The 26,538-nt window shown below is 62.9% G+C and carries 33 protein-coding genes; 11 read left to right on the forward strand and 22 right to left on the reverse strand.

The features are described 5' to 3' along the window. Window positions 1–120 precede the first annotated feature (120 nt). The 5 genes from NKJ67_RS07775 to NKJ67_RS07795 all read right to left on the reverse strand — a co-directional run bounded on the left by NKJ67_RS07775 (window position 121) and on the right by NKJ67_RS07795 (window position 6,067). Complete coding sequence (locus NKJ67_RS07775; RefSeq protein WP_352440854.1) at window positions 121–2,379, reverse strand: response regulator; 2,259 nt, start codon at window positions 2,377–2,379, stop codon at window positions 121–123. A gap of 136 nt (window positions 2,380–2,515) precedes the next feature. Further along, the gene (gene acuI, locus NKJ67_RS07780; RefSeq protein WP_352580976.1) at window positions 2,516–3,505 is read right to left on the reverse strand and encodes an acrylyl-CoA reductase (NADPH); all 990 of its coding nucleotides are present in this window, start codon (window positions 3,503–3,505) and stop codon (window positions 2,516–2,518) included. Between the two features lie 57 nt (window positions 3,506–3,562). Continuing rightward, window positions 3,563–4,105 carry a signal peptidase II gene (gene lspA, locus NKJ67_RS07785; RefSeq protein WP_023812529.1) on the reverse strand — a complete coding sequence of 181 codons (543 nt, stop codon included), beginning with the start codon at window positions 4,103–4,105 and terminating at the stop codon, window positions 3,563–3,565. Between the two features lie 13 nt (window positions 4,106–4,118). Further along, entirely contained in the window at window positions 4,119–4,976 is an 858-nt protein-coding gene (locus tag NKJ67_RS07790) for a TrmH family RNA methyltransferase (protein WP_013529576.1), read from the reverse strand. Continuing rightward, window positions 4,973–6,067 (reverse strand): RsmD family RNA methyltransferase, encoded by a 1,095-nt coding sequence (locus NKJ67_RS07795; protein ID WP_128303213.1) that lies wholly within the window; start codon window positions 6,065–6,067, stop codon window positions 4,973–4,975. Before NKJ67_RS07795 ends, NKJ67_RS07790 begins: the two co-directional genes overlap by 4 nt. Window positions 6,068–6,202: 135 nt before the next feature. Between NKJ67_RS07795 and NKJ67_RS07800 the strand changes: the two genes are divergently transcribed. From NKJ67_RS07800 to NKJ67_RS07810, 3 genes are all read left to right on the forward strand, one after another. Continuing rightward, on the forward strand, window positions 6,203–6,895 hold the full coding sequence (locus NKJ67_RS07800) for a helix-turn-helix transcriptional regulator (RefSeq protein ID WP_352440856.1): 693 nt from the start codon (window positions 6,203–6,205) through the stop codon (window positions 6,893–6,895). Window positions 6,896–6,966: 71 nt separating this feature from the next. Next, the gene (locus NKJ67_RS07805) at window positions 6,967–7,362 is read left to right on the forward strand and encodes a VOC family protein (protein ID WP_352440857.1); all 396 of its coding nucleotides are present in this window, start codon (window positions 6,967–6,969) and stop codon (window positions 7,360–7,362) included. Then, entirely contained in the window at window positions 7,359–7,796 is a 438-nt protein-coding gene (locus tag NKJ67_RS07810) for an EVE domain-containing protein (RefSeq protein WP_352580978.1), read from the forward strand. Before NKJ67_RS07805 ends, NKJ67_RS07810 begins: the two co-directional genes overlap by 4 nt. Here NKJ67_RS07810 and lhpI read toward each other — a convergent pair. From lhpI to sppA, 4 genes are all read right to left on the reverse strand, one after another. Continuing rightward, complete coding sequence (lhpI, locus tag NKJ67_RS07815; protein ID WP_352580980.1) at window positions 7,793–8,758, reverse strand: bifunctional Delta(1)-pyrroline-2-carboxylate/Delta(1)-piperideine-2-carboxylate reductase; 966 nt, start codon at window positions 8,756–8,758, stop codon at window positions 7,793–7,795. The genes NKJ67_RS07810 and lhpI overlap by 4 nt on opposite strands. A 37-nt stretch (window positions 8,759–8,795) precedes the next feature. Further along, window positions 8,796–9,176, reverse strand: coding sequence for a LapA family protein (locus tag NKJ67_RS07820; protein WP_023812534.1), 381 nt, complete (start codon window positions 9,174–9,176; stop codon window positions 8,796–8,798). A 56-nt stretch (window positions 9,177–9,232) separates the two neighbouring features. After that, a complete protein-coding gene (locus tag NKJ67_RS07825; protein ID WP_006200394.1) occupies window positions 9,233–9,517 on the reverse strand; it encodes an integration host factor subunit beta in 285 nt (94 codons plus the stop codon). Between the two features lie 82 nt (window positions 9,518–9,599). Beyond that, window positions 9,600–10,556, reverse strand: a complete 957-nt coding sequence (gene sppA, locus NKJ67_RS07830) for a signal peptide peptidase SppA (protein ID WP_352580982.1) — start codon at window positions 10,554–10,556, stop codon at window positions 9,600–9,602. A 401-nt stretch (window positions 10,557–10,957) separates the two neighbouring features. On the opposite strand from sppA, the gene lptC reads away from it, so the two are divergent. The 6 genes from lptC to ptsN all read left to right on the forward strand — a co-directional run bounded on the left by lptC (window position 10,958) and on the right by ptsN (window position 16,323). Next, window positions 10,958–11,671 carry an LPS export ABC transporter periplasmic protein LptC gene (gene lptC, locus NKJ67_RS07835; RefSeq protein ID WP_127269996.1) on the forward strand — a complete coding sequence of 238 codons (714 nt, stop codon included), beginning with the start codon at window positions 10,958–10,960 and terminating at the stop codon, window positions 11,669–11,671. Further along, a complete protein-coding gene (locus tag NKJ67_RS07840; RefSeq protein ID WP_127328297.1) occupies window positions 11,658–12,239 on the forward strand; it encodes an LptA/OstA family protein in 582 nt (193 codons plus the stop codon). The genes lptC and NKJ67_RS07840 overlap by 14 nt, the downstream gene beginning before the upstream one ends. Beyond that, on the forward strand, window positions 12,239–13,057 hold the full coding sequence (lptB, locus tag NKJ67_RS07845; RefSeq protein WP_013529586.1) for an LPS export ABC transporter ATP-binding protein: 819 nt from the start codon (window positions 12,239–12,241) through the stop codon (window positions 13,055–13,057). The genes NKJ67_RS07840 and lptB overlap by 1 nt, the downstream gene beginning before the upstream one ends. A gap of 323 nt (window positions 13,058–13,380) precedes the next feature. After that, window positions 13,381–14,907, forward strand: coding sequence for an RNA polymerase factor sigma-54 (rpoN, locus tag NKJ67_RS07850; RefSeq protein ID WP_127267109.1), 1,527 nt, complete (start codon window positions 13,381–13,383; stop codon window positions 14,905–14,907). Between the two features lie 264 nt (window positions 14,908–15,171). Beyond that, window positions 15,172–15,756 (forward strand): ribosome hibernation-promoting factor, HPF/YfiA family, encoded by a 585-nt coding sequence (hpf, locus tag NKJ67_RS07855; RefSeq protein WP_013529588.1) that lies wholly within the window; start codon window positions 15,172–15,174, stop codon window positions 15,754–15,756. Between the two features lie 102 nt (window positions 15,757–15,858). Then, window positions 15,859–16,323 (forward strand): PTS IIA-like nitrogen regulatory protein PtsN, encoded by a 465-nt coding sequence (ptsN, locus tag NKJ67_RS07860; protein ID WP_013529589.1) that lies wholly within the window; start codon window positions 15,859–15,861, stop codon window positions 16,321–16,323. A 66-nt stretch (window positions 16,324–16,389) separates the two neighbouring features. Here ptsN and NKJ67_RS07865 read toward each other — a convergent pair whose 3' ends face one another. Continuing rightward, on the reverse strand, window positions 16,390–16,644 hold the full coding sequence (locus tag NKJ67_RS07865; protein ID WP_023760740.1) for a BQ00720 family protein: 255 nt from the start codon (window positions 16,642–16,644) through the stop codon (window positions 16,390–16,392). Window positions 16,645–16,765: 121 nt separating this feature from the next. Next, window positions 16,766–17,191: an Hsp20 family protein gene (locus NKJ67_RS07870; protein ID WP_023760739.1), complete on the reverse strand. Its 426-nt coding sequence runs from the start codon at window positions 17,189–17,191 to the stop codon at window positions 16,766–16,768. Window positions 17,192–17,506: 315 nt separating this feature from the next. Here NKJ67_RS07870 and NKJ67_RS07875 point away from each other — a divergent pair, with 315 nt between their 5' ends. Next, window positions 17,507–18,448: a nucleoside hydrolase gene (locus NKJ67_RS07875; RefSeq protein WP_352580984.1), complete on the forward strand. Its 942-nt coding sequence runs from the start codon at window positions 17,507–17,509 to the stop codon at window positions 18,446–18,448. A gap of 62 nt (window positions 18,449–18,510) precedes the next feature. On the opposite strand, the gene NKJ67_RS07880 is transcribed toward NKJ67_RS07875, so the two are convergent. Beyond that, entirely contained in the window at window positions 18,511–18,882 is a 372-nt protein-coding gene (locus NKJ67_RS07880) for a hypothetical protein (protein ID WP_127328303.1), read from the reverse strand. A gap of 83 nt (window positions 18,883–18,965) precedes the next feature. Between NKJ67_RS07880 and NKJ67_RS07885 the strand changes: the two genes are divergently transcribed. Next, window positions 18,966–19,145 carry a hypothetical protein gene (locus NKJ67_RS07885; protein ID WP_352580985.1) on the forward strand — a complete coding sequence of 60 codons (180 nt, stop codon included), beginning with the start codon at window positions 18,966–18,968 and terminating at the stop codon, window positions 19,143–19,145. Between the two features lie 164 nt (window positions 19,146–19,309). Here the strand turns inward: NKJ67_RS07885 and NKJ67_RS07890 are convergent, their stop codons facing one another. The 10 genes from NKJ67_RS07890 to NKJ67_RS07935 all read right to left on the reverse strand — a co-directional run bounded on the left by NKJ67_RS07890 (window position 19,310) and on the right by NKJ67_RS07935 (window position 26,523). Continuing rightward, window positions 19,310–19,687, reverse strand: a complete 378-nt coding sequence (locus NKJ67_RS07890; RefSeq protein ID WP_352580986.1) for a hypothetical protein — start codon at window positions 19,685–19,687, stop codon at window positions 19,310–19,312. Window positions 19,688–19,775: 88 nt separating this feature from the next. Next, window positions 19,776–20,390, reverse strand: a complete 615-nt coding sequence (locus NKJ67_RS07895; protein ID WP_352580987.1) for a LysE family translocator — start codon at window positions 20,388–20,390, stop codon at window positions 19,776–19,778. Between the two features lie 113 nt (window positions 20,391–20,503). Then, on the reverse strand, window positions 20,504–21,955 hold the full coding sequence (locus tag NKJ67_RS07900) for an amidase (protein ID WP_352580988.1): 1,452 nt from the start codon (window positions 21,953–21,955) through the stop codon (window positions 20,504–20,506). A gap of 1 nt (window position 21,956) precedes the next feature. Further along, window positions 21,957–22,862, reverse strand: a complete 906-nt coding sequence (locus NKJ67_RS07905) for a ribokinase (RefSeq protein WP_352580989.1) — start codon at window positions 22,860–22,862, stop codon at window positions 21,957–21,959. A gap of 153 nt (window positions 22,863–23,015) precedes the next feature. Continuing rightward, complete coding sequence (locus NKJ67_RS07910; protein WP_164898499.1) at window positions 23,016–23,498, reverse strand: hypothetical protein; 483 nt, start codon at window positions 23,496–23,498, stop codon at window positions 23,016–23,018. Then, on the reverse strand, window positions 23,473–23,985 hold the full coding sequence (locus NKJ67_RS07915) for a hypothetical protein (RefSeq protein ID WP_352580990.1): 513 nt from the start codon (window positions 23,983–23,985) through the stop codon (window positions 23,473–23,475). The genes NKJ67_RS07910 and NKJ67_RS07915 overlap by 26 nt, the downstream gene beginning before the upstream one ends. After that, window positions 23,952–24,344, reverse strand: a complete 393-nt coding sequence (locus tag NKJ67_RS07920; protein ID WP_352580991.1) for a hypothetical protein — start codon at window positions 24,342–24,344, stop codon at window positions 23,952–23,954. Before NKJ67_RS07920 ends, NKJ67_RS07915 begins: the two co-directional genes overlap by 34 nt. Window positions 24,345–24,365: 21 nt before the next feature. Further along, entirely contained in the window at window positions 24,366–24,836 is a 471-nt protein-coding gene (locus tag NKJ67_RS07925; RefSeq protein WP_352580992.1) for a hypothetical protein, read from the reverse strand. A gap of 192 nt (window positions 24,837–25,028) precedes the next feature. After that, a complete protein-coding gene (locus NKJ67_RS07930; protein ID WP_127267099.1) occupies window positions 25,029–25,904 on the reverse strand; it encodes a methylated-DNA--[protein]-cysteine S-methyltransferase in 876 nt (291 codons plus the stop codon). A 124-nt stretch (window positions 25,905–26,028) separates the two neighbouring features. Next, on the reverse strand, window positions 26,029–26,523 hold the full coding sequence (locus tag NKJ67_RS07935; RefSeq protein ID WP_352580993.1) for a DUF2244 domain-containing protein: 495 nt from the start codon (window positions 26,521–26,523) through the stop codon (window positions 26,029–26,031). Window positions 26,524–26,538 lie beyond the last annotated feature (15 nt).

The following is a 26,538-nucleotide window of genomic DNA, read 5'->3' on the forward strand; positions in this document are numbered from 1 at the left end:
GGTGCAACAGGATTGTGACAGTACCGTGATACGACGTCATGGGCAATACTTCGTCGGCTGGCGAATACGATCAACCGGCTACGTTTAAGTGATCGCCCGTGCCGAATGGCGGTGGAAAGCTCAGGCCGCGACGACCTGCCCCTCGACGGCATTGACCAGCGCCTCGGGGTCGAGCGGCTTGGTGACAAAGCCGCTGGCGCCATGGGCCAACACCGCATGACGGGTCTTTTCCTGGCTGTCGGCCGACAGCACCATGATCGGCACCGGCCGCACTGCACTTTCTTCCTCATGGCGGCGGATGGCGGCAATCGCGTCCAGCCCGTCCATGACCGGCATGTGGAGATCCATCAAGACCACGTCGAAGCGGTCCTTGTGCGCGGCGCCGGTGACAGCCTCGACGGCGGCCTTGCCGTTGCCGACCACCTTGACGCGATGCCCGGCCTTCAGCAGCGTGGCGCGGGCCAGCATGGCGTTGATGTCATTGTCCTCGGCGATCAGCACCGACAGGCCGCGCTGGCGGTTGCCGATGGCGCGCAGCGTCGGCGCGCCGCGCCTTTCCGGCTGCGGCGGGCCGAGGCTCGGAGCATGGCTGCTCAACAGCACACGCAGAAGTGTTCCGCCACGCACCGGTCTGGCCAGGAAGGTTGCGTAGCCGCTGGCTCGGAACTCGCCAAGCATGCCGCGATCGGTCGGCGCGATCAGCGTGATCGCCTCACAGTCGGAGAAACCGCTTTGGCGCAGGCGCTTGAGCAGCCTTCCGTCGCCTTCTTCCATCGCTGCATCGACCAGGATCGCATCGCAGCCGGCGGCGAAAGGCGCGGCCTGTGCGGCAGTGGTGGCGATGTCGACCGCGCCGCCATTGGCGCGGATGGTGCGGGCGATGGCGTCGGCCTCGACGGCGTTCTTCGACAGGATCACCGCGCGTCTGCCCGAGAGAGCATTCTGGTGGCCCTGCGGCGCTTCGGTGGCCGCTATCGCAGGGATTTCGAAGACGAACTCGGATCCCTGGCCGAGCCGGCTGGATACCGAGATCGTGCCGCCCATGGCGGCCACCAGGCGCCTGGAGATGGCAAGGCCGAGGCCGGCCCCGCCATGCGTGCGTGTCGACGTGCCGTCGGCCTGCTCGAACTCCTCGAAAATGCGCTCCAGGTCGGCATCACGAAGGCCCGGACCGGTATCGGCGATGGTGAAGCATATGCGGTCGCTGGTTTCGGTGCGTGCGCGTGCAATGCTCACCAGCACGCCGCCGCTGTCGGTGAACTTGATGGCGTTGCCGATGAGGTTGAGAAGCACCTGCCTCACCTTGCCCGGATCGGCGGTGATCAATTGCGGCACGTCGGGTTCGACATGGCAACCCAGCCCGATATCCTTGGCGAAAGCCCGCGCTGCCAGCAATTCGATGATGTTGTCGGCGATCTCGCGCACCGACATCGGCTGCGGCTCGGGGTCGAAACGCCCGGCTTCGATCTTGGAATAGTCGAGAAGATCCTCGATCAGGGCAAGCAATGCGCTGGCCGAGGTCGAGACCGCGCCGACATAGGTTTGCTGCTCCGGCGACAGGCTGGTGTCGGCGAGCAACCTGGCCATCCCCATGATGCCGTTCATCGGGGTGCGGATTTCATGGCTGACGGTGGCGAGGAAGCGCGATTTGGCCTGGCTGGCATATTCGGCCCGTTCGCGTGCGGTGATCAGCGAGGATTCGGCGCGTTTGCGGGCGGTGATGTCGCGGGCGATGGCGCGGTGCGAAACCGCGCCGCTGTCCTTGTCGCGCACCGACAGTTCGATCCAGGAGAACCAGCGCTGCCCGCTCGGCGTGCTGATAGAGACATCGGTGGAACTCAGGCACTCATGGTCGGAAAAGGCGGCATCGGGAACCATGCCGACCTCGATGCCCAGTTCTGCCAGGGTCTTGCCGGCAAGGTCGCGCTGGTCGATCTCGACGAGATCGGCGAAGACCTTGTTGGCATAGACGATGTAGCCATCGCGGTCGCGATGGATGACGAGATCGCCAAGCGCGTCGATCAGGCCGCGAAAGCGCTCATCGCTCTCCTGCATCTCCCACATGCGGTCGGCCAGCGTCTCGATCTCGGCGCGGCTGCGGGCAGTGGTTTCGTCAAGAAGGGCAGAGGTGCGATGTTCGCTCCGCCTGGCGCGCAGATGCAGGGCAAGACCGGCAAGACCGGTTGCCAGCAATGCGACGCTAATGAAGATTGGTGCCCCGGTCAGATGCGCCAGCCCGGCCACCACCACGATGGCGACGAATGTCAGAAAGGGCAGGCTTTCGCGCCTGGAGAATTCCGGCTCGGGCACAAGCGGCGGGAGCACCGCATCGACGTCGTCGCCAGTGTCCGCCTGTTGGCTGCCGGATTCCGCGATCATGCGAAATCCTTGCCAGACAGAGATTATGGAAAATTGCGGCGGATCGTTCGAATTTTAGCGGATGAGCGCTTTTTGCCGAGGCGCGGCGGGTTTGCCGCAGATCTGGCGATTCCATCCTTCCGGCAGTTGGGCGGAGTCACATATCCACGACGACGCGGCCGCGGATCTTGCCGTCGACGATGTCGCGCGCGGCATCGACGATGCCGTCGAACCCGATGGTGCTGGACAGGCTGGCGAGCTTCTGAAGATCGAGGTCGGTGCCGATGCGGCGCCATGCCTCGAGGCGGACTGCTTTCGGCGCCATCACTGAATCGATGCCGAGCAATGAGACGCCGCGCAGGATGAAGGGCGCGACGCTGGTCGGCAGGTCCATGCCGCCGGCCAGGCCGCAGGCGGCGACCGCGCCGCCATAGGAGGTCATCGAGAGCACATTGGCCAGCGTGTGGCTGCCAACTGCGTCGATGCCGCCGGCCCAGCGCTCCTTGGCCAGCGGCTTGGCCGGCTGGGCAAGCTCGTCGCGCGATATCACTTCGGCGGCGCCAAGGTCGATCAGATAGGAGCTTTCGGCATTGCGGCCGGTGGAAGCAATGACATGGTAGCCGAGGCTGGACAGGATCGAGACCGCGACCGAGCCGACACCGCCGGCCGCCCCCGTCACCACCACCGGGCCGCGATCGGGCAGGATGCCGTGCCGCTCCAGGGCCATGACGCAGAGCATGGCGGTATAGCCTGCGGTGCCGACGGCCATCGCGTCATGCGGGCTGATGCCCTGCGGCAGCGGCACCAGCCAGTCGCCTTTGACACGGGCGCGGCCAGCATAGGCGCCGAAATGGGTTTCGCCGACGCCCCAGCCGTTCAGGATGGCTTTGTCACCGGCGCGCCAGTCGGGATGGGAAGACGAGATGACGGTGCCGGCGAAATCGATGCCCGGCACCAGCGGCCAGCGGCGGATCACCGGCGCCTTGCCTGTGATCGCCAGGCCATCCTTGTAGTTCACCGTCGTTGCCTCGACCGCGATGGTGACATCGCCTTCCATCAGGTCGGCGTCGGTGAGATCGGTCACGGTTACCGACTGCTTTTTCTCGGCGTCACGCGAAACGAGGATGGCTTTGAAGGTTTCGGACATGTCTTTCTCCGCGATCGTGTTTGGCGACATGAACTGTGCGGCGATGGCGGCACGGGGTCAATCCTTCGAAGACTTGGCCTTCGAAGACTTGGCCTTGGAAGGCATGGCTTTGGAAGGCTTGGCGTTGGACGGCCCGGGCTCGCGCCGCCAGCCGAACAGCTCGTCGAAGACGACCAGTGCCGCGCCCACCGAGATGAAGGCGTCGGCAAGGTTGAAGACGGCGAACGACCAGACCGTCGTGTGGAACAGGATGTAGTCGATGACGTGGCCGTAGACGGCGCGGTCGATCAGGTTGCCGAGCGCGCCGCCGACGATCAGCGCAAAGCCGGTGCGGGCAAGGATCTGGGACGGCGCGATCCGCGTCGCCAGGAACAGCACGAAGGCAACGACGGCGAGCGAAATGACGATCAGCCCGGTGTCGCCGAAGGATGAGAACATCGAGAAGGCGATGCCGGTATTGTAGGTGCGAAACAGCGCCAGGAAGGGCAACAGATCAACCTTTTCCTGAAAAGGCAGACCGGCCTCGACCAGGTACTTTATCCACTGGTCGAGCGCGATGGCCGCGACGACGAGCAGTGCGTAGGGAGACCATGATCTCACGGGCAGGCAACCTTCATTGCTGGTCCAGGATTGGCTCGAGCTTCAGCGCGCCGCGCCGGATCTCGAACAGCATGATGCCGGTGGCGACGGCCAGATTGAGCGAATCGGCACGGCCCGCTTGCGGAATCCTGAGCAGCCTGTCGCAGCTCGCAGCCAGGCTTTCGGGCAGCCCCTGCTGCTCGTTGCCCATCATCAGCAGCACGGGCCCGCGGGAAAAATCGACCGAGCGGTAGTCGACGGCGCCTTTCAGGTGGGTTCCGGCGACGAGGCCTGAGAAGCCGCCCCGCCAGGCAAGGAAAGCCTCGGTTGTCGCCTTGGCTACCGGCACGGCAAAGATCGAACCCATGGTGGCGCGCACCGTCTCCACGGAGAATGGATCAGTGGTATCGCCGACCAGAATGACGCCTTTGGCGCCGACGGCATCGACGGTGCGGATGACGGTGCCGAGATTGCCGGGATCGCGTACCCGATCGAGTGCCACCCAGACGTCGCCATTGTCGGCGCGCACATCCTTCAAGGCGAGGAATTTCTGCGAAAAGACGCCCACCACCATTTGCGGATTGTCGCGGCGGGTGATGGCGACCAGCACCTTTTCCGACACTTCTAGCACCATGCCGCCTGCGGCAACGGTGCGTGCGGCCACCTTCTCCACCGCCGCATTGCCGCGCCCGGCTTTGGCGAAAACCAATGTCCTGATCTGCCAGCCGAGATCGAGCGCATCGATGACCAGCTTCAGCCCCTCGGCCATGAAGGCGTTCTGCTGGTCGCGGAACTTCTTCTGAGCGAGCGCCTTGATGTCCTTGACCAGCGGATTGGCGAGGCTGGTGACCTCCTTCACCTGGCCAGGTGCGCCTGCATGCCGCTCGTTCATTCAGCCACCCAACGCGAAAACAATGAGGTCGAGAGCGCCCGGCCGGCGGACTTTTCACGGATGATCAGCTCACCCGATTCAATCTTGCCGCCCATGCCGGCAAACGTATCGCGCATCAAGGCGTGGATGGCGAAGAAGGAGGCGCGGATCGAATAAGCGGTTAGCACCACGGCGAGCGGCTTCGGCGTCAGGATCGCGCGGCAAAGGTCGGTCAAATCAGGCAGGTCCTCGAACAATTGCCAGACCTCGCCCTTGGGGCCGCGGCCATAGGCCGGCGGGTCGAACAAGATGATGTCATAGCGGCTGCCGCGGCGCTCCTCGCGCTCGGCGAATTTCACCGCATCGTCGATGATCCAGCGGATCGGCTTACTGCCAAGCCCCGCCATTTCCTGGTTTTGGCGGGCCCAGCCGATCGCTTTCTTCGAGGCATCGACATGGGTGACCTCGGCGCCGGCGCGGGCCGCCACCAGCGAGGCAAGACCGGTATAGCCGAACAGGTTCAGCACCTTGACCGGCCGCTTCGCCGCCGCGATCAGCCCGGCCATGTGGTCCCAGTGCGAGGCCTGCTCGGGAAAGACGCCGACATGGCGAAACGAGGTGAAACGGCCGAGATAGTCGATGCCGTCATGCTTCATCGGCCAGGTCTCGCCGAGCGGCACCTTGGGGAAACGCCAGCGGCCGATACCTTCCTCGTCGGTATCACCGGTGAAGATGGCGTCGGCGCGCTCCCATTCTTTTGCCGGTAAGGCCTTTTGCCAGATCGCCTGGCCCTCGGGCCGTACGATACGGTAGGGGCCATATTGTTCGAGCTTTTGGCCGGTGCCGCTGTCGAGGAGCGCATAATCGGCATTCGGCGCCACTTCCAGGATCACGGGAAGATGTTCGGCGGGCAGAGCGCCTTCGCGGCGGGCCAGGATGCGCGGCGCCGAGTTCGGTTCGGAACGACTTTCCGTCTTCGCCTCATGGCGCTCGCGCGGTGGCGCTTCCGGTCTGGCGGGAGCCTGGCCGGGACGCGGACGCGACACGTCCGCCGCACCCTTCGCGGATGGATGTGGACGGTTGTCGCGGCGTTTGTCGCGAAAAGACTTCAAGCGGGGGCAACTCCGAACGGGGTGGCCGCTTTTGACATAGGGCAACCGGCTTCGCAACCAAGTCCGACAGGTCGGCCTCTCCGGTTCAGGTTGGCCGCGATGGACCAATGTCAAAGAAACAGGCAAATCTACCGGATGTCCCGCTCCGAACGCCTGCTCGACCTGATCCAGTGCCTGCGCCGGCATCGCCGGCCGGTGAGCGGGCAAGCGCTGGCCGATGAACTCGGGATTTCGATCCGCACGCTCTACCGCGATATCGCCACGCTGCAGGGCCAGGGCGCGCCGATCGAGGGCGAGGCGGGTGTCGGTTATGTGCTCAAGCCCGGCTTCATGCTGCCGCCGCTGATGTTCAGCGACGAGGAGATCGAAGCCATCGTGCTCGGCTCGCGCTGGGTCGCCAAGCAGCCGGACCAGCGTCTTTCGGCCGCCGCTGCCAACGCGTTGGCCAAGATCGCGGCTGTCCTGCCGGACGATCTGCGCGAGGATCTCGACGCGAGCACACTGCTGGTCGGCCCTCCCGCCATGGCCATCGAGACCATCGACCTTGGCCTCGTACGGCAGGCCATCCGCAACGAGCGCAAGCTCGGCTTTCTTTACCGCGACGCGGGCGGCGCTGCGTCCGAGCGTGTCGTCTGGCCATTTGCGCTGGGCTTCTTCGACAAGGTGCGGGTGGTGGTGGCGTGGTGCGAGATGCGGCACGATTTCCGGCATTTTCGCACCGATCGCATCACCGAACTCCATGCAACAGATACGCGCTATCCGCGTCGTCGCCAGGCGCTGCTCAAGGAATGGCGGGCAACGCTCGACACGCCGCGTGGTTCGAGATGACTGCTGCCATAATCTGACAGTAGACCATCTTATGGTCGCCAAGTCGAAGCACCGAACCTTGGAGAGCAGATATGGCCACCCCGAATTTCGTCATCCTCTATGTCGACCAGCCGCAGCAGAGCGGCGCCTTCTACAGCGCGCTGCTCGGCCGTCAGCCGGTCGAAAGTTCGCCGACCTTCGTGCTGTTCGTGCTCGATGCCGGCTTCAAGCTCGGCCTCTGGTCGCGCCATACGGCGGAGCCGGCAGCCGCCGCATCAGGCGGTGGCGCCGAAATCGTGTTTGCGCTGGATACGCCCGATGCGGTCGATGCCGCCCATGCCGACTGGTCCGGGCGCGGGCTGAATATCCTGCAGACGCCGACCGACATGGATTTCGGCCGTACTTTTGTCGCGCTCGATCCCGACAATCATCGCCTGCGCGTCTACTGGCTGTCCGATGGCGAACAGGCCAATGGTAACCATAAATGAGCGCGTATTGGATCGCCGTGGCGTCGGCCGAACATGTCCGGCGGGGCCGCGCAGCCGGCTTCATGCAGGTCAACCACGGCAAGGCGGCACCGCTGCGTCGCGTCAAGCTAGGCGATGGCATCGTCTACTACTCGCCGAACACTGTTTTGGGCGAGAAAGATGGCCTGCGGGCCTTCACCGCGATCGGCATCGTGCGGGAAGGCGAGCCCTATCAGGGCGATATGAGTGCCGGCTTCACGCCGTTCCGCCGCCATGTGGCGTGGGCGAAGGCCGAGGAAGCGCCGATCAAGCCGCTGCTCGACAAGCTCGAATTCACCGTCGGCAAGTCGAACTGGGGTTATCAGCTTCGCTTTGGCCTGTTTTCGGTCAGCGCGGCCGATTTTGCTCTGATCGCAGAGGCGATGGGCGCCAAAACGGCTGCGGCAGCGAATTAAGTCTTCATCGCCTTGTAGACGGCAATGCCGGCGGCAAGATCCTCGAGCGCCGCGCCGACCGACTTGAACAGCGTGATCTCACCGGCGCTCTCGCGGCCCTTCTTCTGGCCGCGCGCCAATTCGTGCAGATCGGCGACAATGGTTTCCGGCTTCAGCACGCCGGAGGCCAGCGGTTGGACAATGTCGCCGGCTTCCTTGGTGGCGCCGGCGCGGGTGTCGACATAGACGCGGGCAAGCCTGATCGCGTCGTCGTCGCTCTCGCGCATCGTCGGCGTAAAGCCGCCGACCAGGTCGACATGGGTTCCCGGCTGCAACAATGCACCCTTGATCAACGGCGTCGTCGTGATCGTTGCTGAGGCGACGATGTCGGCCTGCCCAAGCTCGGCATCGAGATCGCTTGCGGCGCTGGCCGCAAAGCCTTCGGCGCGCAGATCGGCCGCGACTTTCTCGGCATTGGCCGGGGTGCGGTTCCAGATGCGGATGGTCTTGATCGGCCGCACGGCCGAGTGCGCCTTGGCGAGGAAGGGGGACAGCGCGCCGGCGCCGACCACCAGCAGGCGCGAGGCGTCGTCGCGGGCGAGATAGGAAGCCGCAAGCGCCGAAGCACAGGCGGTGCGCCACTGTGTCAGCCGCTGGCCGTCGATGAAGGCTTCAGGTTCGCCGGTGGCGCCATTGAGCAGGAGATAGAGTCCCATCACCGCCGGCTTGCCGATGGCATTGTTGTCGGGGGAGACAGTGACGATCTTGACGCCGACGTGACCGCCGGCCGACGTGCCGGCCGCGTTGAGATCGGTCCAGGCCGGCATCAAAAGCAGGGTGGAGGCGGCACCATCTGGCCGCTCGATCGTATGATGATGCCTGACCGGCTGCACCGCACCGTCGCGAAACGCCATGCGCAGCGTCTCGACCAGCCCGGCAAAGCTCAGGGCATGGTCAACCTCTGCGGCCGAAATGGTCAGCATGCAAAACTCCGTGGGGACAAAACCGCCAACAGGCGGTTCAAGCGGTCGGCTTCGGCAATGCGGACCCTTGGGCGGACCCGTGGGCGGAGCCTGGGGCCGTTCCCGGAGCCTGGCTTTGTGATACCGCCGGCGCACGGCTGACCGCCTGGCGCAGGTTCTCGGCCTCGACGCCGCGCTGGCGGGCCAGCTTGCGATAGCGGCCCTGCTTGACCCAGGTTGCCAGGCTGCCGACGATCATGCCGATGGCGAGTGCCAGGAACAGGAAGATGAACAGCGGCAAAGTCAGGGTCAGCTTCGGATTGCCGGGGTTGAACGGATCCAGCGTGAAGGCGACCAGTTCGCGGTTGGCAACGGCGAGTGCGATCAGGATGATCGCCAGGGGCACGAAGATCGCGATGAGCATGAAGCGATTGAACATGATGTTTTCCGTCGGAAGCTGGCCTGTCCGAAGGCCGTCAGGCGCTGACGTCGCGCCTACTTGCCGCCGTTCAGCCTTTCACGCAGTTCCTTACCAGTCTTGAAGAACGGCACCCATTTCTCCTCGACCTCGACGGATTCGCCTGTGCGCGGATTGCGGCCGGTGCGGGCGGGACGATTTTTCACCGAAAAAGCGCCGAAGCCACGCAACTCGACCCGGTTGCCTTCGGCAAGGGCGTCGGTGATTTCATCGAAGATGGCGCCGACGATGTTTTCGACGTCGCGCAGGAAAAGATGCGGATTGCGCGTGGCAATAATCTGCACAAGTTCGGACTTGATCATGAGACGGGTCCCCGTGAAAGCAGTGCGGTCAAAATTATGAGGATGATTTTATTTGCTTTTTTCACTTGCCCCAAACGGCGTCTCAAGGGTGCCAGACGGAAACGAGACCGTCAAGAAACAAGCGGTCGGCTCCGAGTTCATGGATGACGTCGCCGCTGTAGGCGGGCAGGCCGAGCGCACTGCTGATGGTTTGCGCCATCGCTTTCGAGAACAGGAAGCCGCCGCGCCGTTCGGTATCCTTCCACTCGACGACCTTGAGCTTGGCATCGACGCCCTTGGTGGCCAGCCAGTCGACCGCTACGGCCTCGCCGCCGACGGCGTCGATCAGCCCGTTGGCAACGCCCTGGCGCCCGGTGAATATCGAGCCGTCGGCAAGCATCAGCGCTTGTTCGCGGGTCATCTTGCGGCGTTCGGCGACGATGTCGACGAACCAGTCGTAGCTGTCGAGGATGAGTTTGCGAACCATCGCGCGCTCGTCGTCATTGGTCGGCTTGAAGGGAGAGGGCGCGGCTTTCAGCGGCGAGGATTTCACCTCCTCCAGCTTGACACCGAGCTTGTCCATCAGGCCGCTGACGTCGGGATACTGGATCAGCACGCCGATCGAGCCGACGATCGAGGTCTTGCGGGCAACGATGTGATCGGCGGCACTGGCGATCATATAGCCCGCCGATGCGGCGAGCGTGCCGACTTCCGCCACCACCGGCTTGTCGGCGGCAAGCTTGCGCACTTCTTCATAGATCGATTCACCGCCAACGGTGGTGCCGCCAGGCGAATCGATCGACAGGATCACCCCTTTCACCTTCGATGAAAGACGGATGGTTTCCAGGCGCTTGATCAGTTCCTCGTCCTCGGTGATCGTGCCTTCGATCTTGACCTTGGCAATATGGTCGACCGTCGAGCCGCCGAAATCGTCGCCATAGAACCAGGTTGAAAGCGCAATCATTCCAAGGGCCACGATGCCTATGGCAACAACGCGCCAAAATGTCAGCTGGCGCCGCAAACGGCGGCGGTCGATCAGGTCGTCGGCTCTCAGTGCCATGGTCAGCCTTTCAGTCGGCGGAAGGGGACGCTTTTAGACCATGATCCTCTCATCGGGAAGCAGTTCTCTTTTGCGTATGGCGAGACAAGTCAGCACCTGGACGTGAGGTGGCCATCCTCGTCGACAGTCGGCCGGCCTCGGCTAGGCGCTCTACAAGTATTGGTCTGCTCACATGTTTGTGCAATCGCCCCAGGTCGGCGACGAGACCGACGACGGATAAATTTTACGCCGCGTGTCTGTTTCTGCTATGGAGAACACGCAGTTGTGCGGACCTCGTTTTCGTCTGTACAAAGGCGGCTGTCACATTTTTGCAGTTTTCGTGGGCTTGTGCTTGCTTGAAAGCGCCGGCGTCCCACCTATAGGCGGTGCTCAAGGGTGGGCAGGGTTAAAGAAAGCAGTGAATGTTAGCGCGACCGATTGAACCGACCAACGCCGAGGCGGTGTTGGCTCCCCCGGCGGACGGCCGGACGCGCGGCGACGCTTTCGACCGTGCACAGCGTCATTCGCGCCGCGTGCGCGTTCTCAAATTTGCCGTGCCGGTGGCCGCGGCACTGATAGCGGTCGCTTTCCCGGTCTATTCCTATCTCGCCGCACCCGTCGCCGTGAAGGTTCAGGCGGAAGGCACTGCCTTTTCCAACGGCAAGCTGGTGATGGCCAATCCCAAGCTCAACGGTTTCACCAAGCAGAAGCAGCCTTATTCGATGACGGCGCTGCGTGCCATTCAGGATGTCAGCACGCAAGGTATCATCGAGCTGGAAGGCATCGACGCCAAGGTGCCGATCGCGCCCGACAATGTGGCGGCGGTCAAGGCCTCGCACGGCACCTACGATCGCGACGGCAATACGATGAACCTGACCAGCGACGTGACGATCACCACGACCGACGGCATGCAGGCCAAGTTCAAATCGGTCTTCCTCGACATGGGCAAAGGCACTATGAAGACGGGAGATCCCGTCGATGTCAGCCGTGGCGGGTCGCGGATCACGGCGGATACGATGTCGGTCCAGGACAATGGCAAGGTTCTGGTTTTCGAGAACAAAGTGCGCGTCAACATCGATTCCACCGCCTTGAAGGCGGCACAGGGAAACAGCGGAGAAACCAATGCGGCTCAGTAGTTCGACGCGGCTCGCGGCTGCAACTTCAGCGTTGCTGCTGCTCGGACTCGTGCCGTCGTGGGCGCAGACGACCAGTCAATCAGGCCTCAAGCTGTCCGGCGACAAGCCGATCCAGATCGAGAGCGACAAGCTGGAAGTCCGCCAGGCCGACAGTGTCGCCATCTTCACGGGCAATGTCAGTGTCGTCCAGGGGCCGACATTGATGAAGGCCGGCAAGATGACGGTCTACTACGTCAAGGACCCCAACGCCGCTGCCAAGGGCACGGAGGCCGCGGGTGCGGCGATGACGGGCTCGGCCAACATCGATCACCTGGAGATCTCCGACAAGGTTTACATCAAGTCGGATGCGCAGGTCGCGACAGGCGATCAAGGCAGCTTCGATATGAAGAGCCAGGTGCTGGTGCTTTCGGGCAAAAAGGTCGTTCTGTCGCAAAACGACAACATTCTGGTGGGCTGCAAGCTTACCGTGCAGATGAAAAGCGGGCTGGCTCAGGTGGATCCATGCGCTGGGCAACGCGTCCAGATGTCGATCACGCCGCCGCCGAAATCGGGAGCGACGAACCCCTGATGGCCAGCCTGTCGTCGCTGACGGCGCGTCTTCCGGGACGGGCCGCCGGCAAGCTTTCGGCGCCGGCCACGGTGACCGTCGATGCGGGAAAGTTCAAGGGAACACTGATCGCCAAGGGGCTGACCAAGAGCTACAAGGGCCGCAAGGTCGTCAGCGGCGTCACCATCGGCGTGCGCGCCGGCGAGGCCGTTGGGCTGCTCGGCCCCAACGGCGCCGGCAAGACGACCTGTTTTTACATGGTTACCGGCCTCGTGCCGGTGGATGAAGGCACGATCGAGATCGACGGCTTCGACGTCACGTCGATGCCGATGTACCGTCGCGCACGCCTCGGCATCGGCTATCTGCCGCAGGAAGCGTCGATCTTCCGCGGTCTCAATGTCGAGCAGAATATCCGCGCGGTGCTGGAAGTGGTCGAAAAGGACCGCAAGGTGCGCGAGCGCAATCTCGACGAACTGCTCGAGGAATTCCACATCAGCCATCTGCGCAAGGCGCCATCCATGTCGCTTTCGGGCGGCGAGCGGCGACGCCTGGAAATCGCGCGAGCGCTGGCGACGCGTCCGGCCTACATGCTGCTCGACGAGCCTTTCGCAGGCATCGATCCGATCGCCGTCGCCGATATCCAGCAACTGGTGCGCCACCTGACGGCGCGCGGCATCGGCGTCCTCATCACCGATCACAATGTGCGCGAAACGCTCGGCCTCATCGACCGCGCCTACATCATCCATGCCGGCCAGGTGCTGACCCATGGAAGGGCCGACGAGGTGGTGGCAAACCCCGATGTGCGGCGACTTTACCTCGGCGAGGGTTTTACGCTCTGAACGGTTCGTCGTTTCACGGAAAACGCCAATCCGCTCCGTCTTTTCGTCTTGACGCAATTCCCAAGGGAAAGCGCTATGCGCTTTTCCCGGGAAAGCCGTCTCTCACTTTTCCTGGAATTGCTCTGAGCGTGAAATTTGTTTCCTGACACGATTTTTCCGGTTCGAGCGGCGCTTTTTCTCGATTTTGCTCCGGGATAACGCTCCGGTAAGCGCGTTTTGCTACCAATTGCCTTGACAAGCAAAAGCCGGGCCAGTTTTATGGCCGGCTGCAAAATTCTTGCCCGGAAGTCGGGATGCGTAGACGAGGCGTTTGAAACCGAACCATGGCGTTGGCGGCCAAACTACAGCTACGACAATCGCAGTCGCTGGTGATGACGCCGCAGCTGATGCAGTCGATTCGGCTGCTGCAGTTCACCCATGTCGAGCTTGAGCATTTCATCGACGAGGAAATCGAGCGCAATCCGCTGCTGGAGCGCGCCGAGCCGCAGGACGATGCCGCCAGCGACCAGGCGCAGAAGATCGAGGCGGAGCCGCAAGCCACCGCCGAAGGCGACTGGTTCGAAAACGAGACGCAGTGGAGCGCCGAGGCGATCTCGGACAAGCTCGACACGTCGCTGGAAAACCTGTTCCCCGACGACCCGGGGACCAGCGAGCGGCTCGGTCCCGACCTGACGGCACAATGGAAATCGGCTTCGGGCAATGGCGCGGGTTCCTCATCCGAGTGGTTTGACGCCGGCGATATGGCGACTGCTGCGATCACGCTGCGCGACCATGTCGGTGAACAGGTGGCGCTAGCCTTCACTGACCCGGCTGCACGGCTGATCGCCGCCGAACTCGCCGACGGCCTTGACGAGACCGGCTATCTGCGTGCCGACCTGGCCGAGATCGCCGCTCGTCTCGGTGCGGATGCCGCTGCCGTGGCGAAGGTGCTGGCGGTGTGTCAGACCTTCGAGCCGGCTGGCCTGTTTGCCCGCGACCTGGCCGAATGCCTGTCGCTGCAACTTGCGGTGCGCAACCGGCTCGATCCGGCGATGAAGGCGCTGGTCGCCAATCTCGAACTCCTGGCACGACGTGATTTTCATGCATTGAAACGGATATGCGGTGTCGACGAGGAGGATCTGCTCGACATGCTGGCGGAGATCCGGGCGCTCGATCCCCGGCCGGGCATGGCGTTTTCGGGCGGCGCCAGCGACGCGATCGTCGCCGATGTCGAGGTGCGCGCGGCCAATGACGGCAGCTGGACGGTCGAACTCAACGCCGAAACGCTGCCGCGGGTTTTGGTCGACCATATCTATTTCGCCCAGGTCTCACCGCAGGCCAAGAACCAGGCCGAAAAGGATTTTCTGGCCGAATGCCTGCAGAATGCAAACTGGCTGACGCGCAGCCTCGACCAGCGGGCAAAGACCATCCTCAAGGTCGCCTCGGAAATCGTTCGCCAGCAGGATGCCTTCCTCGTCCATGGCGTGCGGCAGCTGAAGCCGCTCAATCTGCGCACGGTGGCCGACGCCATCGGCATGCACGAATCGACGGTTAGCCGGGTCACAGCCAACAAATACATGCTGACGCCGCGCGGCGTGTTCGAGCTTCGCTACTTCTTCACCGCCTCGATCGCCGCGTCGGGCGGCGGCGATGCGCATTCCTCGGAAGCCGTGCGTGACCGCATCAAGCAGTTGATCGACGAGGAAAAACCCGTCGACGTGCTTTCCGACGACGCGATCGTCGACATGTTGCGCGAAAGTGGCGTCGACATTGCAAGACGTACGGTCGCCAAGTACCGGGAAGGCATGAATATCCCCTCTTCGGTGCAGCGCCGACGCGAGAAACGGGCGATGGCTAGCGCCGGGCGCTGAGCGGGTCGATTTTCCACAGGCCGGCACTTCATTGACAAGCCGCGGTGAAGTGGCTAGAAGCCCGCCCGCATGAGACGGGCTAGATGCCCGCATGCGGATGGTCCGTCACGACGTTGGCCTCGGGACGGTCAAAGGGCGGCTTGTGATCAACCGGAAAGTTTGGATTTAAAATCGGCGCAAGTGACGCCGCAAAGCTTGTGCGCACGGATCACGAGTATAAACTCGGGCCAGTTTGAAGCCTGAGCAAGGAAGGTCAGTTTTCAGATGAATCTGCGCATATCGGGAAAACACATGGATATCGGCGATGCGTTTCGGACACGCATCAATGATCGCGTCGGCGAAGCGATCGGCAAATATTTCGATCGCGGCTTTGCCGGACATGTCACGGTCATCAAATCGGGCTCGCGCTACTCGGCGGACTGCATGATCCGGCTGGATTCCGGCGCTTCGCTGCAGGCCACCGGCGATGCCCAGGATCCGACGCTAGCCTTCGAGGCGGCGGCGGACCGTCTGGAAACCCGCCTGAGGCGCTACAAGCGCAGGCTGAAATCGCACAACTCGGGCGCCGCCAACGGCCAGCCGACCGACATCGCCTACACGGTGATGGCGCCGCTTGCCGATGACGACGAGGACATTCCGGAGAATTTCGCGCCCGCCATCGTCGCCGAATCAACCATGACGCTGAAGACCATGTCGGTGGCGTCGGCGGTCATCGAGCTCGACACCAAGGACAGCCCGGTCTTTGTCTTCCGCAATGCGGGAACCGACCATCTCAACATCGTCTATCGCCGACCCGATGGAAATATCGGCTGGATCGACCCATCGACGACCAAGGTCGCGCAAGCGTGACGACAAAGGTCGCACGGTGACGACAAGGGTCGCACGGCAATAAGAGCCGGCCGCACGAGGGGTGGGGACTGGTGACGGCAGGCGAACAAGGGATTTTCTAGCATGGATCTGAGCGATCTTATCAACGTTCCGGCGATACTGCCGGCGTTGAAGGCGAACTCCAAGAAGCAGCTGCTGCAACTGCTGTCCGAACGGGCAGCGGCGATTTCCGGCATTCCGGAGCGGGAGGTGTTCGACACCATCCTGCAGCGTGAGCGCCTGGGTTCGACCGGCGTCGGCAACGGCATCGCCATTCCGCACGGCAAGCTGGCCGGCGTGAAGCGCATCGCAGGTGTTTTCGCCCGGCTGGAGACGCCTGTCGATTTCGAATCGCTGGACGATCAGCCCGTCGATCTGGTGTTTCTGCTGCTGGCGCCGGAAGGGGCGGGCGCCGACCACCTCAAGGCACTGTCGCGCATCGCGCGGGTCCTGCGCGATGCCGACACGGTGGCCAAGATCAGGGGTACGCGCGACGCCGCCGCTATCCACGCGCTTTTGTCGGACACCCAGGCTTCGCACGCGGCCTGAATTTCGAGAATGATATCGCTACAGGGCCGCCATGGGCGGCCCTTTCCGTTTCAGCCGGAATCGCTGTCAATGAATGGCGACGGTGGTCAGGTCGTTTTCCATGGCGCCGGCCAGAGCGCGGTCACGCGCATCGGAAAGCAGGATCGGCTGGCCATTGGCGGCAAACAAGGCCCACAGTTCCATGCCGGGGGCGATTTCGCCGAGATTGGGGAAACGGCCGAGCAATTCGTCGCTCGAGACCTTTCTGAGATAAGCGACCGAGCCCTCGCCGAGATGAGCGAATTCGCCATTGGTCATGGTGATATTTTCAGTTCTGGTCATTTCAAAGCCTCCTTGGCGCGAGGACGCCGCTCAAGGCCATCCCGCATGAGAGCCATTTCAATTTGCTGCATCGTGCTTTCGGAAAGTCGGAGCCGATTTCCGGCCGATGCAGTGGTAAAGATCAGTCTTTCACCGATATGTTTATTTTCCGTACCAGCCGTTCGGACTCCGGCCGATCGAGGTCGATCGACAAAAGACCGTTCTTCAACTCCGCCGCGATCACCCGCATGCCGTCGGCCAGCACGAAACAGCGCTGGAACTGGCGCGCGGCGATGCCGCGATGAAGAAATTCGCGCTCGGTGTCGTCGGTCTGACGGCCGCGCACGACCAGCTGGTTTTCCTCCGTGGTGACATCGAGATCGCTTTCGGCGAAACCGGCGACCGCCAATGTAATGCGCAACCTTTCGGTCTTGCCGTCGGCGCCGCTGAGGCGTTCGATGTTGTAGGGAGGGTAGCTGTCGCCGGATTTCGCCAGGCGTTCCAGGGTCTTTTCCATGGCGTCGAAACCAAGGAGAAGCGGGCTGGAAAAGGGCGTCATTCGGCTCATGTTACACTGTCCTCTCAAGAGCGACATAAAGTGGAAAAACCCAGATGGCATTTTTCCCGATGGCCTTGATATGGTCCGCCCCGCGACCAAGTTCAAGCCGTCAACAGACCCGCCCAAAAAGACCAGGCGTGGACTCACAGGAATGATCGACATGGCGCTTGAAACGGCGAGCAGATGCAAGGAGAAGCGCGCAGGTCGGGAATTGTCTTTCCCGGTCGAGCGGTTCGACATGGCAGCTCGCGACCGCTTCGGCGTCATTTGGATGTTTCGATCGGATCGGTTCAAGCCCACGACCTCGCCAAACAAGGAATTGAAATGCCCCAATCACGCAAGATCATCATCGACACGGATCCCGGTCAGGATGATGCCGTCGCCATATTGCTGGCGCTCGGCAGCTCCGAACTGGAGATCGTCGGCATATCAGCCGTTGCCGGAAACGTGCCGCTGAAGCTTACCGAAAAGAATGCCCGCAAGATCTGCGAATTGGCCGGCCGCCCGGACATCAAGGTCTATGCCGGCGCCATCCGGCCCCTGATGCGCGAATTGGTCACCGCCGAGGAAGTGCATGGCAAGACCGGCCTCAACGGACCGCAATTGCCAGAACCGACGATGAAACTGCAGGACCAGTACGCGGTCGATTTCATCGTCGAGACGCTGATGAGCGAAGAAAGCGGCACGATCACGCTTTGTGCGCTCGGCCCGCTCACCAACATTGCGCTGGCGCTGATCCGCGAGCCGCGCATTGCACCGCGCATCAAGGAAATCGTGCTGATGGGCGGCGGCTTCTTCGAGGGCGGCAATGTCACCCCGACCGCCGAATTCAACATCTATGTCGATCCGCAGGCCGCCGATGTCGTGTTCAAATCCGGTATTCCGATCGTGATGATGCCCCTCGATGTCACCCATAAGGCGCTGACCACCGCCAAGCGCACGCAAACCTTCCGCGCGCTCGGCACCAAGGTCGGCACCGCCACCGCCGAGATGCTGGAATTCTTCGAGCGCTTCGACGAGGAGAAATACGGCACCGACGGCGGCCCGCTGCACGACCCTTGCGTCATCGCCTATCTGTTGAAGCCTGACCTGTTCAAGGGCCGCAACTGCAACGTCAGCGTGGAAACCGCCTCGGAACTGACCATGGGCATGACCGTGATCGACTGGTGGGGCGTCACCAAGCGGCCGAAGAACGCCATGGTGATGCGCGACATCGACCATGACGGATTCTTCGCATTGCTGGTGGAGAGGCTGGGGCGGCTTTAGAACCTCCATCCCTTGATGCATACGGTTCGCCCAGAGGCGTAGAGCTTCTGGGCGATACTCGACTACTGGCGGAGCAGGCGGTATGTTTCGGTGTCGTTGCGGCGATGCTGCCGCTCGACCGAGACCTTCGAGCCGATGGCTCGCGGCGCTGTCGCATCGCCGTAGACGAAGACCAGGCGGTCATTTTCGTCGAGGCGGATACCATACAAATAGCTGAACCCCCTGCCCGCCGAGCTTTCGGGGTCCGGAGTCGTGTTGAGAACGTTGACCACAGTACCGGTCAGGCGCTCGACATTGACGATGGGGCTGCTTTGCCTTGCAATCGGGATGCCGATCGCCAGTGCGCAGACGCCCACGACAAGGATGGTGACGAGAATGCCCCTGAGGTTCTCCTGCAGGGTCATCCAGGCAAGGGAATGCCGGGCCTTGGCCATGACGCTTATCCCCTAAGCAATAGGTAGGTGTCGGTGCCGTTCTTGTGGTGCCGGCGTTCGACCGAAACGCGGGATCCAATCACATGCGGCGTCTCGACCTCGCCATCGACAAAAACGATGGCGCCGCTGTCCTGGAGGCGGATTTGATATGTGAAATGAAGTCCCTGACCGACGGAGGCGTTCGGATTCATCGGCGTTGTGGCGTATTCGACAATGCCGCTAACCCGTCGCGTATCGATGATCGGGCTGTCCTGCCTGATTAGGCCAGGCAAGGTTTCATGAGAGCGACCGCACAGAAGAAACTGACGCAAATGACAGCGTCTCGATATTCTTCCTTAAGCAGAAGCAGGCGATTCCGAAGAGAAAGCCGTGTTTGCCCCATGCGCTATATTTGCTAGTGGCAAACACCGCATTCAATAGATCGTGTTCAAAATTTTTTCAATGATTGCTGCTTTGGCTTGGGAAAAACATCGGCCGGCCGCCGCTCATCTGGAAACCGGTAAAAGACGAAGCCGTTTTCACGCGTAACGCGCTCAAGTTTGATGGTCGAGCCCATCAAGCGTGGGCGATCGTCAGAAACGAGCACCGTCGAACCATCCCCAAGGAACAGCAAGTAATGGATGTACTGACCCTCGCCCTGACCGCTGTTGACCGTCGCATCAATCATTTCGACCGACCGGATCGGGCTGGCCTTATTCGTCCACTTGATGGGATCGACGATCAACACCGCCGCGAACACCGCGACAATGAGGACCACACCCAGCACGTGCCCTTTCACATCCGCAAAAGTCCATGACACCAGCATGAATCCCCAACCCGCTATTCATGTGGTGTAGAGAAGGCCGGCTTTCAATCGGTCTTGCTGTTGCTTGAGTCCTGGCTCCCGGCTGCTGCTACTTCGCCTTCGAAAAGGCCAGCCATAGGCCGCCACCGACCATGAAGCTGCCGCTGATCCTCGACAAAAGCTTGATGCGGCTGGCCGACAGCAGGCGCCCCGCGCGGCCGGCGGCCAGCGCATAGGTCGAATCCGAGAAGGCGGCGAAGATCATGGCGGTCAGGCCCATGATGGCGATCTGCAGCGAGTAGTTGCCTTGCGGCGAAATGAACTGCGGAAAGAAGGCGCCAAAGAAGATCAACGTCTTGGGGTTGCTGAGCGCCACCAGCAGGCCCTGCAGGAAGAAGCCGCCGCGCGGTTTCCTGGCCGTTCCATCGGCATTCAGCGTGCCCTTGGAACGGAACATCTGCACGCCCATCCAGATCAGATAGGCGGCGCCGATCAGCCTAACCCACTCGAACCAATGGCCCATGCCTGCGATCAGCGTGTTGAGGCCGATGCCGACGATGGCGATCATCACGGCAAGCCCGGCCTGCGTGCCGGCGACATTGGCGAGGCCGGCGCGGGAGCCGTGGCGAATGCTGTTGGCGATGATCAGCGTGACCGTCGGACCGGGCACCAGGATGATAACGATGCAAGCGAGGACATAGGCAGCGTAGAGTTCGAGCGACATGATTTTTCCCCAGGAATACCGCCGAGGCGGCGCGGCTGAGGATAATCAATGCATAGCAGCGCAGCCGGTGCAAGCCGCTAACCAGCGCCCTGCGACACGCCAGTCCGACCGGTTCAGGCGCCGGCCTGCCAGGGCAGTGTGGCCTCATAGGCCGCCGCCGCCTTCAGTACGGCAAGGTCGCCGCGTGGCCGGCCGATCAGTTGCATGCCCATCGGCCGCCCTCTATCGTCGAAGCCGACCGGCACGTTGACCGCCGGGCAGCCGCCCAGGGTCGCGAAGGCGGAAACCTGCATCCAGCGGTGGTAGCTGTCCATCGCGCGTCCGGCGACCTCACGCGGCCAATGGGTGCCGACATCGAAGGGGAAGACCTGCGCTGTCGGCAGCGCAATCAGATCATAGCGGTCGAAGATCGACAGCAGCATGCGATGCCAGGATGTACGGGTCACGGAGGCGGCGCGGATCTGCGGCGCCGTCAGCCGCATGGCGTTCTCCACTTCCCAGATGGCTTCCGGCTTGAGCATGCGGCGCTTGGCGGGGTCGTCATAGTGGGTTTTGAGCGCACAGCCGCTGCTGGCCTGGCGCAGCGTCACGAAGGCCTGCCACAGCGCTTCGAAATCGAAATCCGGCAGCAACGGTTCAGTCGCGAAGGATGCTTCCGCAAAGCGGCCGAGTGCCGCCTCGCACAGGCCGAGAATGCCTGTTTCAACCGGCAGATGACCGCCGAGGTCACCGAGCCAGGCGATGCGGCCAGCAGTTGCCGGTATTCCAAGCCCTTCGAGGAACGAGCCGGGTTTCTCGTAGGACAATGGCGCGTGCGGGTGGTAACCGGCCTGCACATCGAGCAGCAGGGCCATGTCGCGAACGTTGCGGCCCATCGGCCCGTCGACGCCCATCTGCGCATGGAAGACTTCGAAATCGGGTCCGCCGGGAACAAGTCCTTGCGACGGGCGGAAGCCAAAAACATTGTTCCAGGCGGCCGGGTTGCGCAGCGAGCCGCCGAAGTCGCTGCCATCGGCGACAGGCACCATGTTAAGCGCCAGCGCCACCGCCGCGCCACCGCTCGAGCCGCCGGCGGTCAAGGCCGGACCGAAGGCGTTCAGCGTCGGCCCGAACACGGCGTTGTAGGTGTTGGAGCCAAGCCCGAATTCGGGGACGTTGGTCTTTCCGATGATGATGGCGCCGGCATTGCGGATGCGCTCGACGAAGAAATCGTCTTCCTGCGGCACGAAATCGGCGAAGATCGGCGAGCCGAAGGAGGTCCTGAGGCCCGTAGTCGAGGCGAGATCCTTGATGGCGATGGGCAGGCCGAAGAGCGGAGCCGCGGCTTCGGCTCGCGACAGGCTGGCATCGGCCGCATCGGCTTCGCGCAGGATATCGGCGCGATCGCGCAAGGAGACGATGGCGTTGACCAGCGGATTGACCGCCTCGATGCGATCGAGGAATGCCGCCACCACCTCGCGCACGGAAAGCTCTCTCTCCCGGATCGCGCCGGCAAGTTCGACCGCGGACAGGCGGCAGATGTCGCTTGCCGGCTGCACGGCATGTTTCGTTTGAGGACGCAGCATTTTAATGGGTTTCCTGCAGCGCCTGATCGACGTCTTTGGCGAGCGGGATCGCCGGTTGGGCGCCAGGCTTCAGGCAGGCCAGCGAACCGGCCGCGCCAGCGCGCGCCAGCGCCTGTTCGAGCGTGAGGCCCGACGACAGGCTGGCGGCGAAATAGCCGCAGAACGTATCGCCGGCGCCGACCGTGTCGACAGGGGTGATCTTGCGTGCCGGAACGGTGAGGAATTCGCTCGGCGTTGCCGCCATCACGCCGTCGCCGCCGAGCGTGACGACGACGGTGCGGCCGGTCTTTCCGGCAAAGTCGCGCATACGGGCCGCCCGGTCGCGGCCTTGCAGCGACAGCGCTTCGCCATAGAGGTCGAACTCGGTTTCGTTGGCGACGACATAGTCCGCCTTGCCGAGAAAGCCGGCTGCCTGCCCCTGGAAAGGCGCCGTGTTGAGCACGGTGATGGCGCCGGCCGCCCTTGCCTGGTCGAGGGCGGCATCGACGGTGGCCAGCGGAATCTCATTTTGCAGCAGCACGACGTCGCCTTTTTTCAGAAAGGCCTTGGAGAGATCGCCTGGCACCACGGAAGCGTTGGCGCCCGGCACCACGGCGATGATGTTCTCGCCGTCGTCGGCGACCATGATCAGTGCCGTGCCGGTCGAGGCATGAGTCTCGGCAACGCCGGACAGGTCGACCTTGCCGTCGCGCAGCAAGGCCAGTGCCTCGGCGGCGAAGCTGTCCCTGCCGACGGCGCCAACCATGCGCACCGAGGCGCCGGCGCGTGCGGCGGCCAGTGCCTGGTTGGCGCCCTTGCCCCCAGGTTCGGTGGTAAAGGCCGAGCCGCCCACCGTCTCGCCGGGGCTCGGCAAGCGGTCGACCTTGGCGATAAGGTCGAGGTTGATCGAGCCGATGACGATAATCAAGCAGGGCCTCCTGGCAACGCAAATTCAAAATATCGGAGCGTCTTCGTGCGTCCGGGCGAACGCAGATCGTTCCGATTGCGTGAAAGCTAACCTGTAAGGCCGCGGCTTGCCAGACCACGCGCATGGTCCAGTCCGATTTGAGGTGTCGTGGCCTTATTCGCAGCGCACGGTGACCGTGCCCTGATAGTTGCCGGCGGGAAAGATACCGCTCGACTTGGTGGCGGTGAGGTCGACCTGCATCGCGTGGGTGCCGTTGGCAACCCTCTGCGGCACACTTCCGTTGACATCGACCCCCGAGCCATCGAGGCGGAAGACTGAAGCGAAGATCACGTTGGTGCCGCCGCCGCTCGGCGCGGAGGAGAATGCGGCAGGCGCCGGCGCCGAAACCGAATAGCAGTCAAGCAAGTTAAGTATCGAGCACAACAGGGAACTTGCCACCACGGTGGCGCTGGCGCTCGATCCGCCTGCCTGTTTGGAGCTCAGTATGCTGATGGCGGGATTGGCCTTCATCGTTCCGGACGCCCCGACCATGATGGTGCAGGTGCCGATGATCGCCGCCTGCACCGGAAGGCAGGAACCGGCAAGTGCCGCCATCGCAAACAGCGCGCGGCTACTGCTTCTTCTTTTTCTTGCCATCACCATTTCCGGTCCTGATGCTCCAGCCTTCATTGGCCCACCCCGGTGACGCGGCCGTGGAAGCGCTGGCGGCCACGCTCGCCGTCTGGCCGTCGGCGCCGAGGCCCATTTTGAGGAGCTTCAGTTCCAACTGCAGGCGCTCGACCTCAAGCTCATAGAGGCGGCTGCAATCGACGCGCTTCGGCGTACGCCCGATCGGGATCACCACCCGGCCGTAAGTGGCGACATCATTGTCGGACTGGCTGTTGCCTCTGATAACGCCGAGATCGACATAGGCCCCGGAGCCGGAGACGGCGGAACGGCATGTGGTGCCGTCCGCGGCACGGACCTCGTCCTGGCCCTGGGGCAAGGTGACACCGGGCAGGTTGAAGCCGCTCTCATTCTGGTTGAGATTGTAGACGTCCTCGGCCCCGGCCGGCGAGGCACACGCCCAAGCAGCCGCGAGCGCCAGTGTCAGGACTTGCGGCGCCCAAAGAACTTTCCGCATATCTGTGCCCTTATCTGCGTCTGTTGATTGGGAAAGGGGATGCTTTCGGTACAGATACGCACTTTACGCTCGGCCGCGCCGTCAAAGGGCACGACCACAAGGACAGAACGGGAAGCCTGGGAAGCCAGTTGGAAGACATTTGGAGAGATCCTGGCATCTACCGGCTGAAAATCCTGATCGTAGACGTGGATTTCGACCCGGATCTTCCTGTCGTAGGGATTGGCAGGGAAGATGCGGACCGCGAAGACGTCGGTGAAGCTGTTGATCTCGCCACGCATCGGCGACATCGATTGGGCCTTGGCGGCATTGGGTGTCAATCCGATGGCCAGTGCCGTCGCCAGGATTCGAACATGTTTCAACGACCCCTCCTTCGCTGCGCGTCATTCGCAGCGCAGCGTTACCGTTGCCTGATAATTGCCGTTGGCGAAGCGATTGCTGCCGCCTTTGGTTCCGGCGAGGTGAACCGAGACGAGATCGGCGCCGGGTGTGGTGATGCTGGTTGCCGAGCCGGTCTCACCGATGGCATGCGCGCCGGCGGCGGAGTAGGTCGGCGTCCAGGTCGTCGACGTGCTGTCTGCCGATGGCACCGTCATGGTGGTGACCGGATCGACGCTGAGCGACACACCTCCGGTCGTCGTCAGCGTCACGGTCCCAGCCGAGCCGCCGCTGTTGTGGGAACTGAGGGACTGGAGATCGGGGCTGGCCGTCATCGTGCCGTTGGTGGCAACGACAAGCGTGCAGGTGGGCGCGATCGTGCCATTGAAGATGACATTCTGTGTCGCGGCCAACGCGGCCTCGTCGATGCTGGCAACCAGCAGAGCTGCGCCGCAGGCGGCGCGAAACAATGTCATCGGGACCTCCTATCAAGCCGGATCGTCCGGATTAATATGAGGGCATCATCACTTTATCGTGGTTAATTTAGAGTTACCTAAAATAACGGCTTAAAATAACAACTACAGGGACCGCAGGTTGCCCTCGGTTGCAACGGCAGAAACCACAGTCTAAATCGCGCTTATACTTAATAAGGCCGAGGAAAATCGATATTACGATACCTGCCCGGCTTCCCAGCCCAGAATGGCGCGCTTGCGGGTCAGGCCCCAGTGATAGCCGGTGAGATCGCCTGATTTACCGATGGCGCGGTGACAAGGCACCACGAAAGAGAGCGGATTGGCGCCGTTGGCCGCACCGACCGCACGGCTGGCGGACGGTGCGCCGATGCTGGCCGCGATCGAGGAATAGGTGCGGGCCTTACCCATCGGGATCTTGAGCAGCGCCTCCCAGACGCGAACCTGGAAGTCGGTGCCGATCATGACGACATGCAGCGGCTGGTCGGGGCGCCACAGCGTCGGGTCGAAGATACGGGCGGCATAGGGACCGGTAGCAGTCATGTCCTCGACATAGACGGCGTTCGGCCAGCGGCTGGACATGTCGGCGAAGGCGGCGCGTTCCTCGCCGGGGTCGCTGAAGGCGAGGCCGGCGAGCCCGCGCTCGGTGGCCATGATCAGGGCGGTGCCGAACGGCGAGGAATGGAAGCCGTAGCGGATGGTGAGCCCGGCGCCGCGTGTCTTGTAGTCGCCCGGCGACATCGCCTCATGGGTGACGAACAGGTCATGCAGCCGGCCCGGGCCGGACATGCCCAGTTCGAACGAGGTCTCGAGCAGCGGCATGCCGGAATCGAGCAGCCTGCGCGCATGGTCCAGCGTCACCGCCTGCAGGAAGGCCTTGGGCGACAGGCCGGCCCAGCGGGTGAAGAGTTTTTGCAGGCCGGTCGGAGTCTCGCCAACCTCCTCGGCCAGTTCTTCAAGGGAAGGCTGATCGCGATAGTCGAGACTGATCTTCTCGATGGCACGGCGCACGATTTCGTAGTCGCTGCCTTCAGGCGTGATGTCCTTTTTGAGGACTGCGGTGTGTGTGCTCATGGAACTGTCTCCTTGAGCCGGAATATCGCCCCTCGGGGCGTCGATCGCCACCCGAAACTTGCCTTCCTGCGGCGCATACCCAGATGGACACGGAATTCGAGCCCAGGAACCGCTCGTGGCAGGCTCAGCGTGCCTTGGCGGTCGCCAGTGCCCGCGAAAAGGCGGTGGCAAAGCTCTCGCGGGAATCGGGGTCCAGGAACGATCCGATCGGCACGTTCTGCCCTTCGCCTTCCACCGTCATCCCTGTGATGCCGATCTCGGCGTGGCGGGCGATCGAAAACCGTGCCCAGAACGGATTGAAGCGATGCGCTTCCGATTTCCCCGAGGGGGCGGTCTTGCGGATGTCGAGGCTGGTGCGCGAGACCGAGACTTCCTCGCGTGCGCGAGCGGCACGATAGTTGATGCGAAAGGCGATGTAGACGGCGACCACGTCGAGGCCGAAGAAGCCGAACACCGGCCAGGCGCCGCGCGACAGGAAAACCGCGCCTGTCACCAGCCAGCCGAACAGCAGCGCGCCCATCAGGATGAAGAAGCCTGTCCGGCCCAGAGACCGGTGCGGGGTGAGTAGCGCCTGAAAGAATGGCTCGTCGGCCTGAAACGAGGCGTTTGTGTCGCTCATGAGGGGATATTATAG

Origin of the sequence: Mesorhizobium sp. M0088, from assembly GCF_040322895.1 — a bacterium.
In the GTDB taxonomy this organism is placed as follows: domain Bacteria; phylum Pseudomonadota; class Alphaproteobacteria; order Rhizobiales; family Rhizobiaceae; genus Mesorhizobium.

Coding starts and splice junctions, on each gene's coding strand:
- NKJ67_RS07775 (WP_352440854.1), bottom strand. CDS start 2,379: ATGATCGCGGAATCCGGCAGCCAACAGGCGGACACTGGCGACGACGTC.
- acuI (WP_352580976.1), bottom strand. CDS start 3,505: ATGTCCGAAACCTTCAAAGCCATCCTCGTTTCGCGTGACGCCGAGAAA.
- NKJ67_RS07790 (WP_013529576.1), bottom strand. CDS start 4,976: ATGAACGAGCGGCATGCAGGCGCACCTGGCCAGGTGAAGGAGGTCACC.
- NKJ67_RS07800 (WP_352440856.1), top strand. CDS start 6,203: ATGTCCCGCTCCGAACGCCTGCTCGACCTGATCCAGTGCCTGCGCCGG.
- NKJ67_RS07805 (WP_352440857.1), top strand. CDS start 6,967: ATGGCCACCCCGAATTTCGTCATCCTCTATGTCGACCAGCCGCAGCAG.
- NKJ67_RS07810 (WP_352580978.1), top strand. CDS start 7,359: ATGAGCGCGTATTGGATCGCCGTGGCGTCGGCCGAACATGTCCGGCGG.
- lhpI (WP_352580980.1), bottom strand. CDS start 8,758: ATGCTGACCATTTCGGCCGCAGAGGTTGACCATGCCCTGAGCTTTGCC.
- NKJ67_RS07820 (WP_023812534.1), bottom strand. CDS start 9,176: ATGTTCAATCGCTTCATGCTCATCGCGATCTTCGTGCCCCTGGCGATC.
- NKJ67_RS07825 (WP_006200394.1), bottom strand. CDS start 9,517: ATGATCAAGTCCGAACTTGTGCAGATTATTGCCACGCGCAATCCGCAT.
- sppA (WP_352580982.1), bottom strand. CDS start 10,556: ATGGCACTGAGAGCCGACGACCTGATCGACCGCCGCCGTTTGCGGCGC.
- lptC (WP_127269996.1), top strand. CDS start 10,958: ATGTTAGCGCGACCGATTGAACCGACCAACGCCGAGGCGGTGTTGGCT.
- NKJ67_RS07840 (WP_127328297.1), top strand. CDS start 11,658: ATGCGGCTCAGTAGTTCGACGCGGCTCGCGGCTGCAACTTCAGCGTTG.
- lptB (WP_013529586.1), top strand. CDS start 12,239: ATGGCCAGCCTGTCGTCGCTGACGGCGCGTCTTCCGGGACGGGCCGCC.
- rpoN (WP_127267109.1), top strand. CDS start 13,381: ATGGCGTTGGCGGCCAAACTACAGCTACGACAATCGCAGTCGCTGGTG.
- hpf (WP_013529588.1), top strand. CDS start 15,172: ATGAATCTGCGCATATCGGGAAAACACATGGATATCGGCGATGCGTTT.
- ptsN (WP_013529589.1), top strand. CDS start 15,859: ATGGATCTGAGCGATCTTATCAACGTTCCGGCGATACTGCCGGCGTTG.
- NKJ67_RS07865 (WP_023760740.1), bottom strand. CDS start 16,644: ATGACCAGAACTGAAAATATCACCATGACCAATGGCGAATTCGCTCAT.
- NKJ67_RS07870 (WP_023760739.1), bottom strand. CDS start 17,191: ATGAGCCGAATGACGCCCTTTTCCAGCCCGCTTCTCCTTGGTTTCGAC.
- NKJ67_RS07875 (WP_352580984.1), top strand. CDS start 17,507: ATGCCCCAATCACGCAAGATCATCATCGACACGGATCCCGGTCAGGAT.
- NKJ67_RS07880 (WP_127328303.1), bottom strand. CDS start 18,882: ATGGCCAAGGCCCGGCATTCCCTTGCCTGGATGACCCTGCAGGAGAAC.
- NKJ67_RS07885 (WP_352580985.1), top strand. CDS start 18,966: ATGCGGCGTCTCGACCTCGCCATCGACAAAAACGATGGCGCCGCTGTC.
- NKJ67_RS07890 (WP_352580986.1), bottom strand. CDS start 19,687: ATGCTGGTGTCATGGACTTTTGCGGATGTGAAAGGGCACGTGCTGGGT.
- NKJ67_RS07895 (WP_352580987.1), bottom strand. CDS start 20,390: ATGTCGCTCGAACTCTACGCTGCCTATGTCCTCGCTTGCATCGTTATC.
- NKJ67_RS07900 (WP_352580988.1), bottom strand. CDS start 21,955: ATGCTGCGTCCTCAAACGAAACATGCCGTGCAGCCGGCAAGCGACATC.
- NKJ67_RS07910 (WP_164898499.1), bottom strand. CDS start 23,498: ATGGCAAGAAAAAGAAGAAGCAGTAGCCGCGCGCTGTTTGCGATGGCG.
- NKJ67_RS07915 (WP_352580990.1), bottom strand. CDS start 23,985: ATGCGGAAAGTTCTTTGGGCGCCGCAAGTCCTGACACTGGCGCTCGCG.
- NKJ67_RS07925 (WP_352580992.1), bottom strand. CDS start 24,836: ATGACATTGTTTCGCGCCGCCTGCGGCGCAGCTCTGCTGGTTGCCAGC.
- NKJ67_RS07930 (WP_127267099.1), bottom strand. CDS start 25,904: ATGAGCACACACACCGCAGTCCTCAAAAAGGACATCACGCCTGAAGGC.
- NKJ67_RS07935 (WP_352580993.1), bottom strand. CDS start 26,523: ATGAGCGACACAAACGCCTCGTTTCAGGCCGACGAGCCATTCTTTCAG.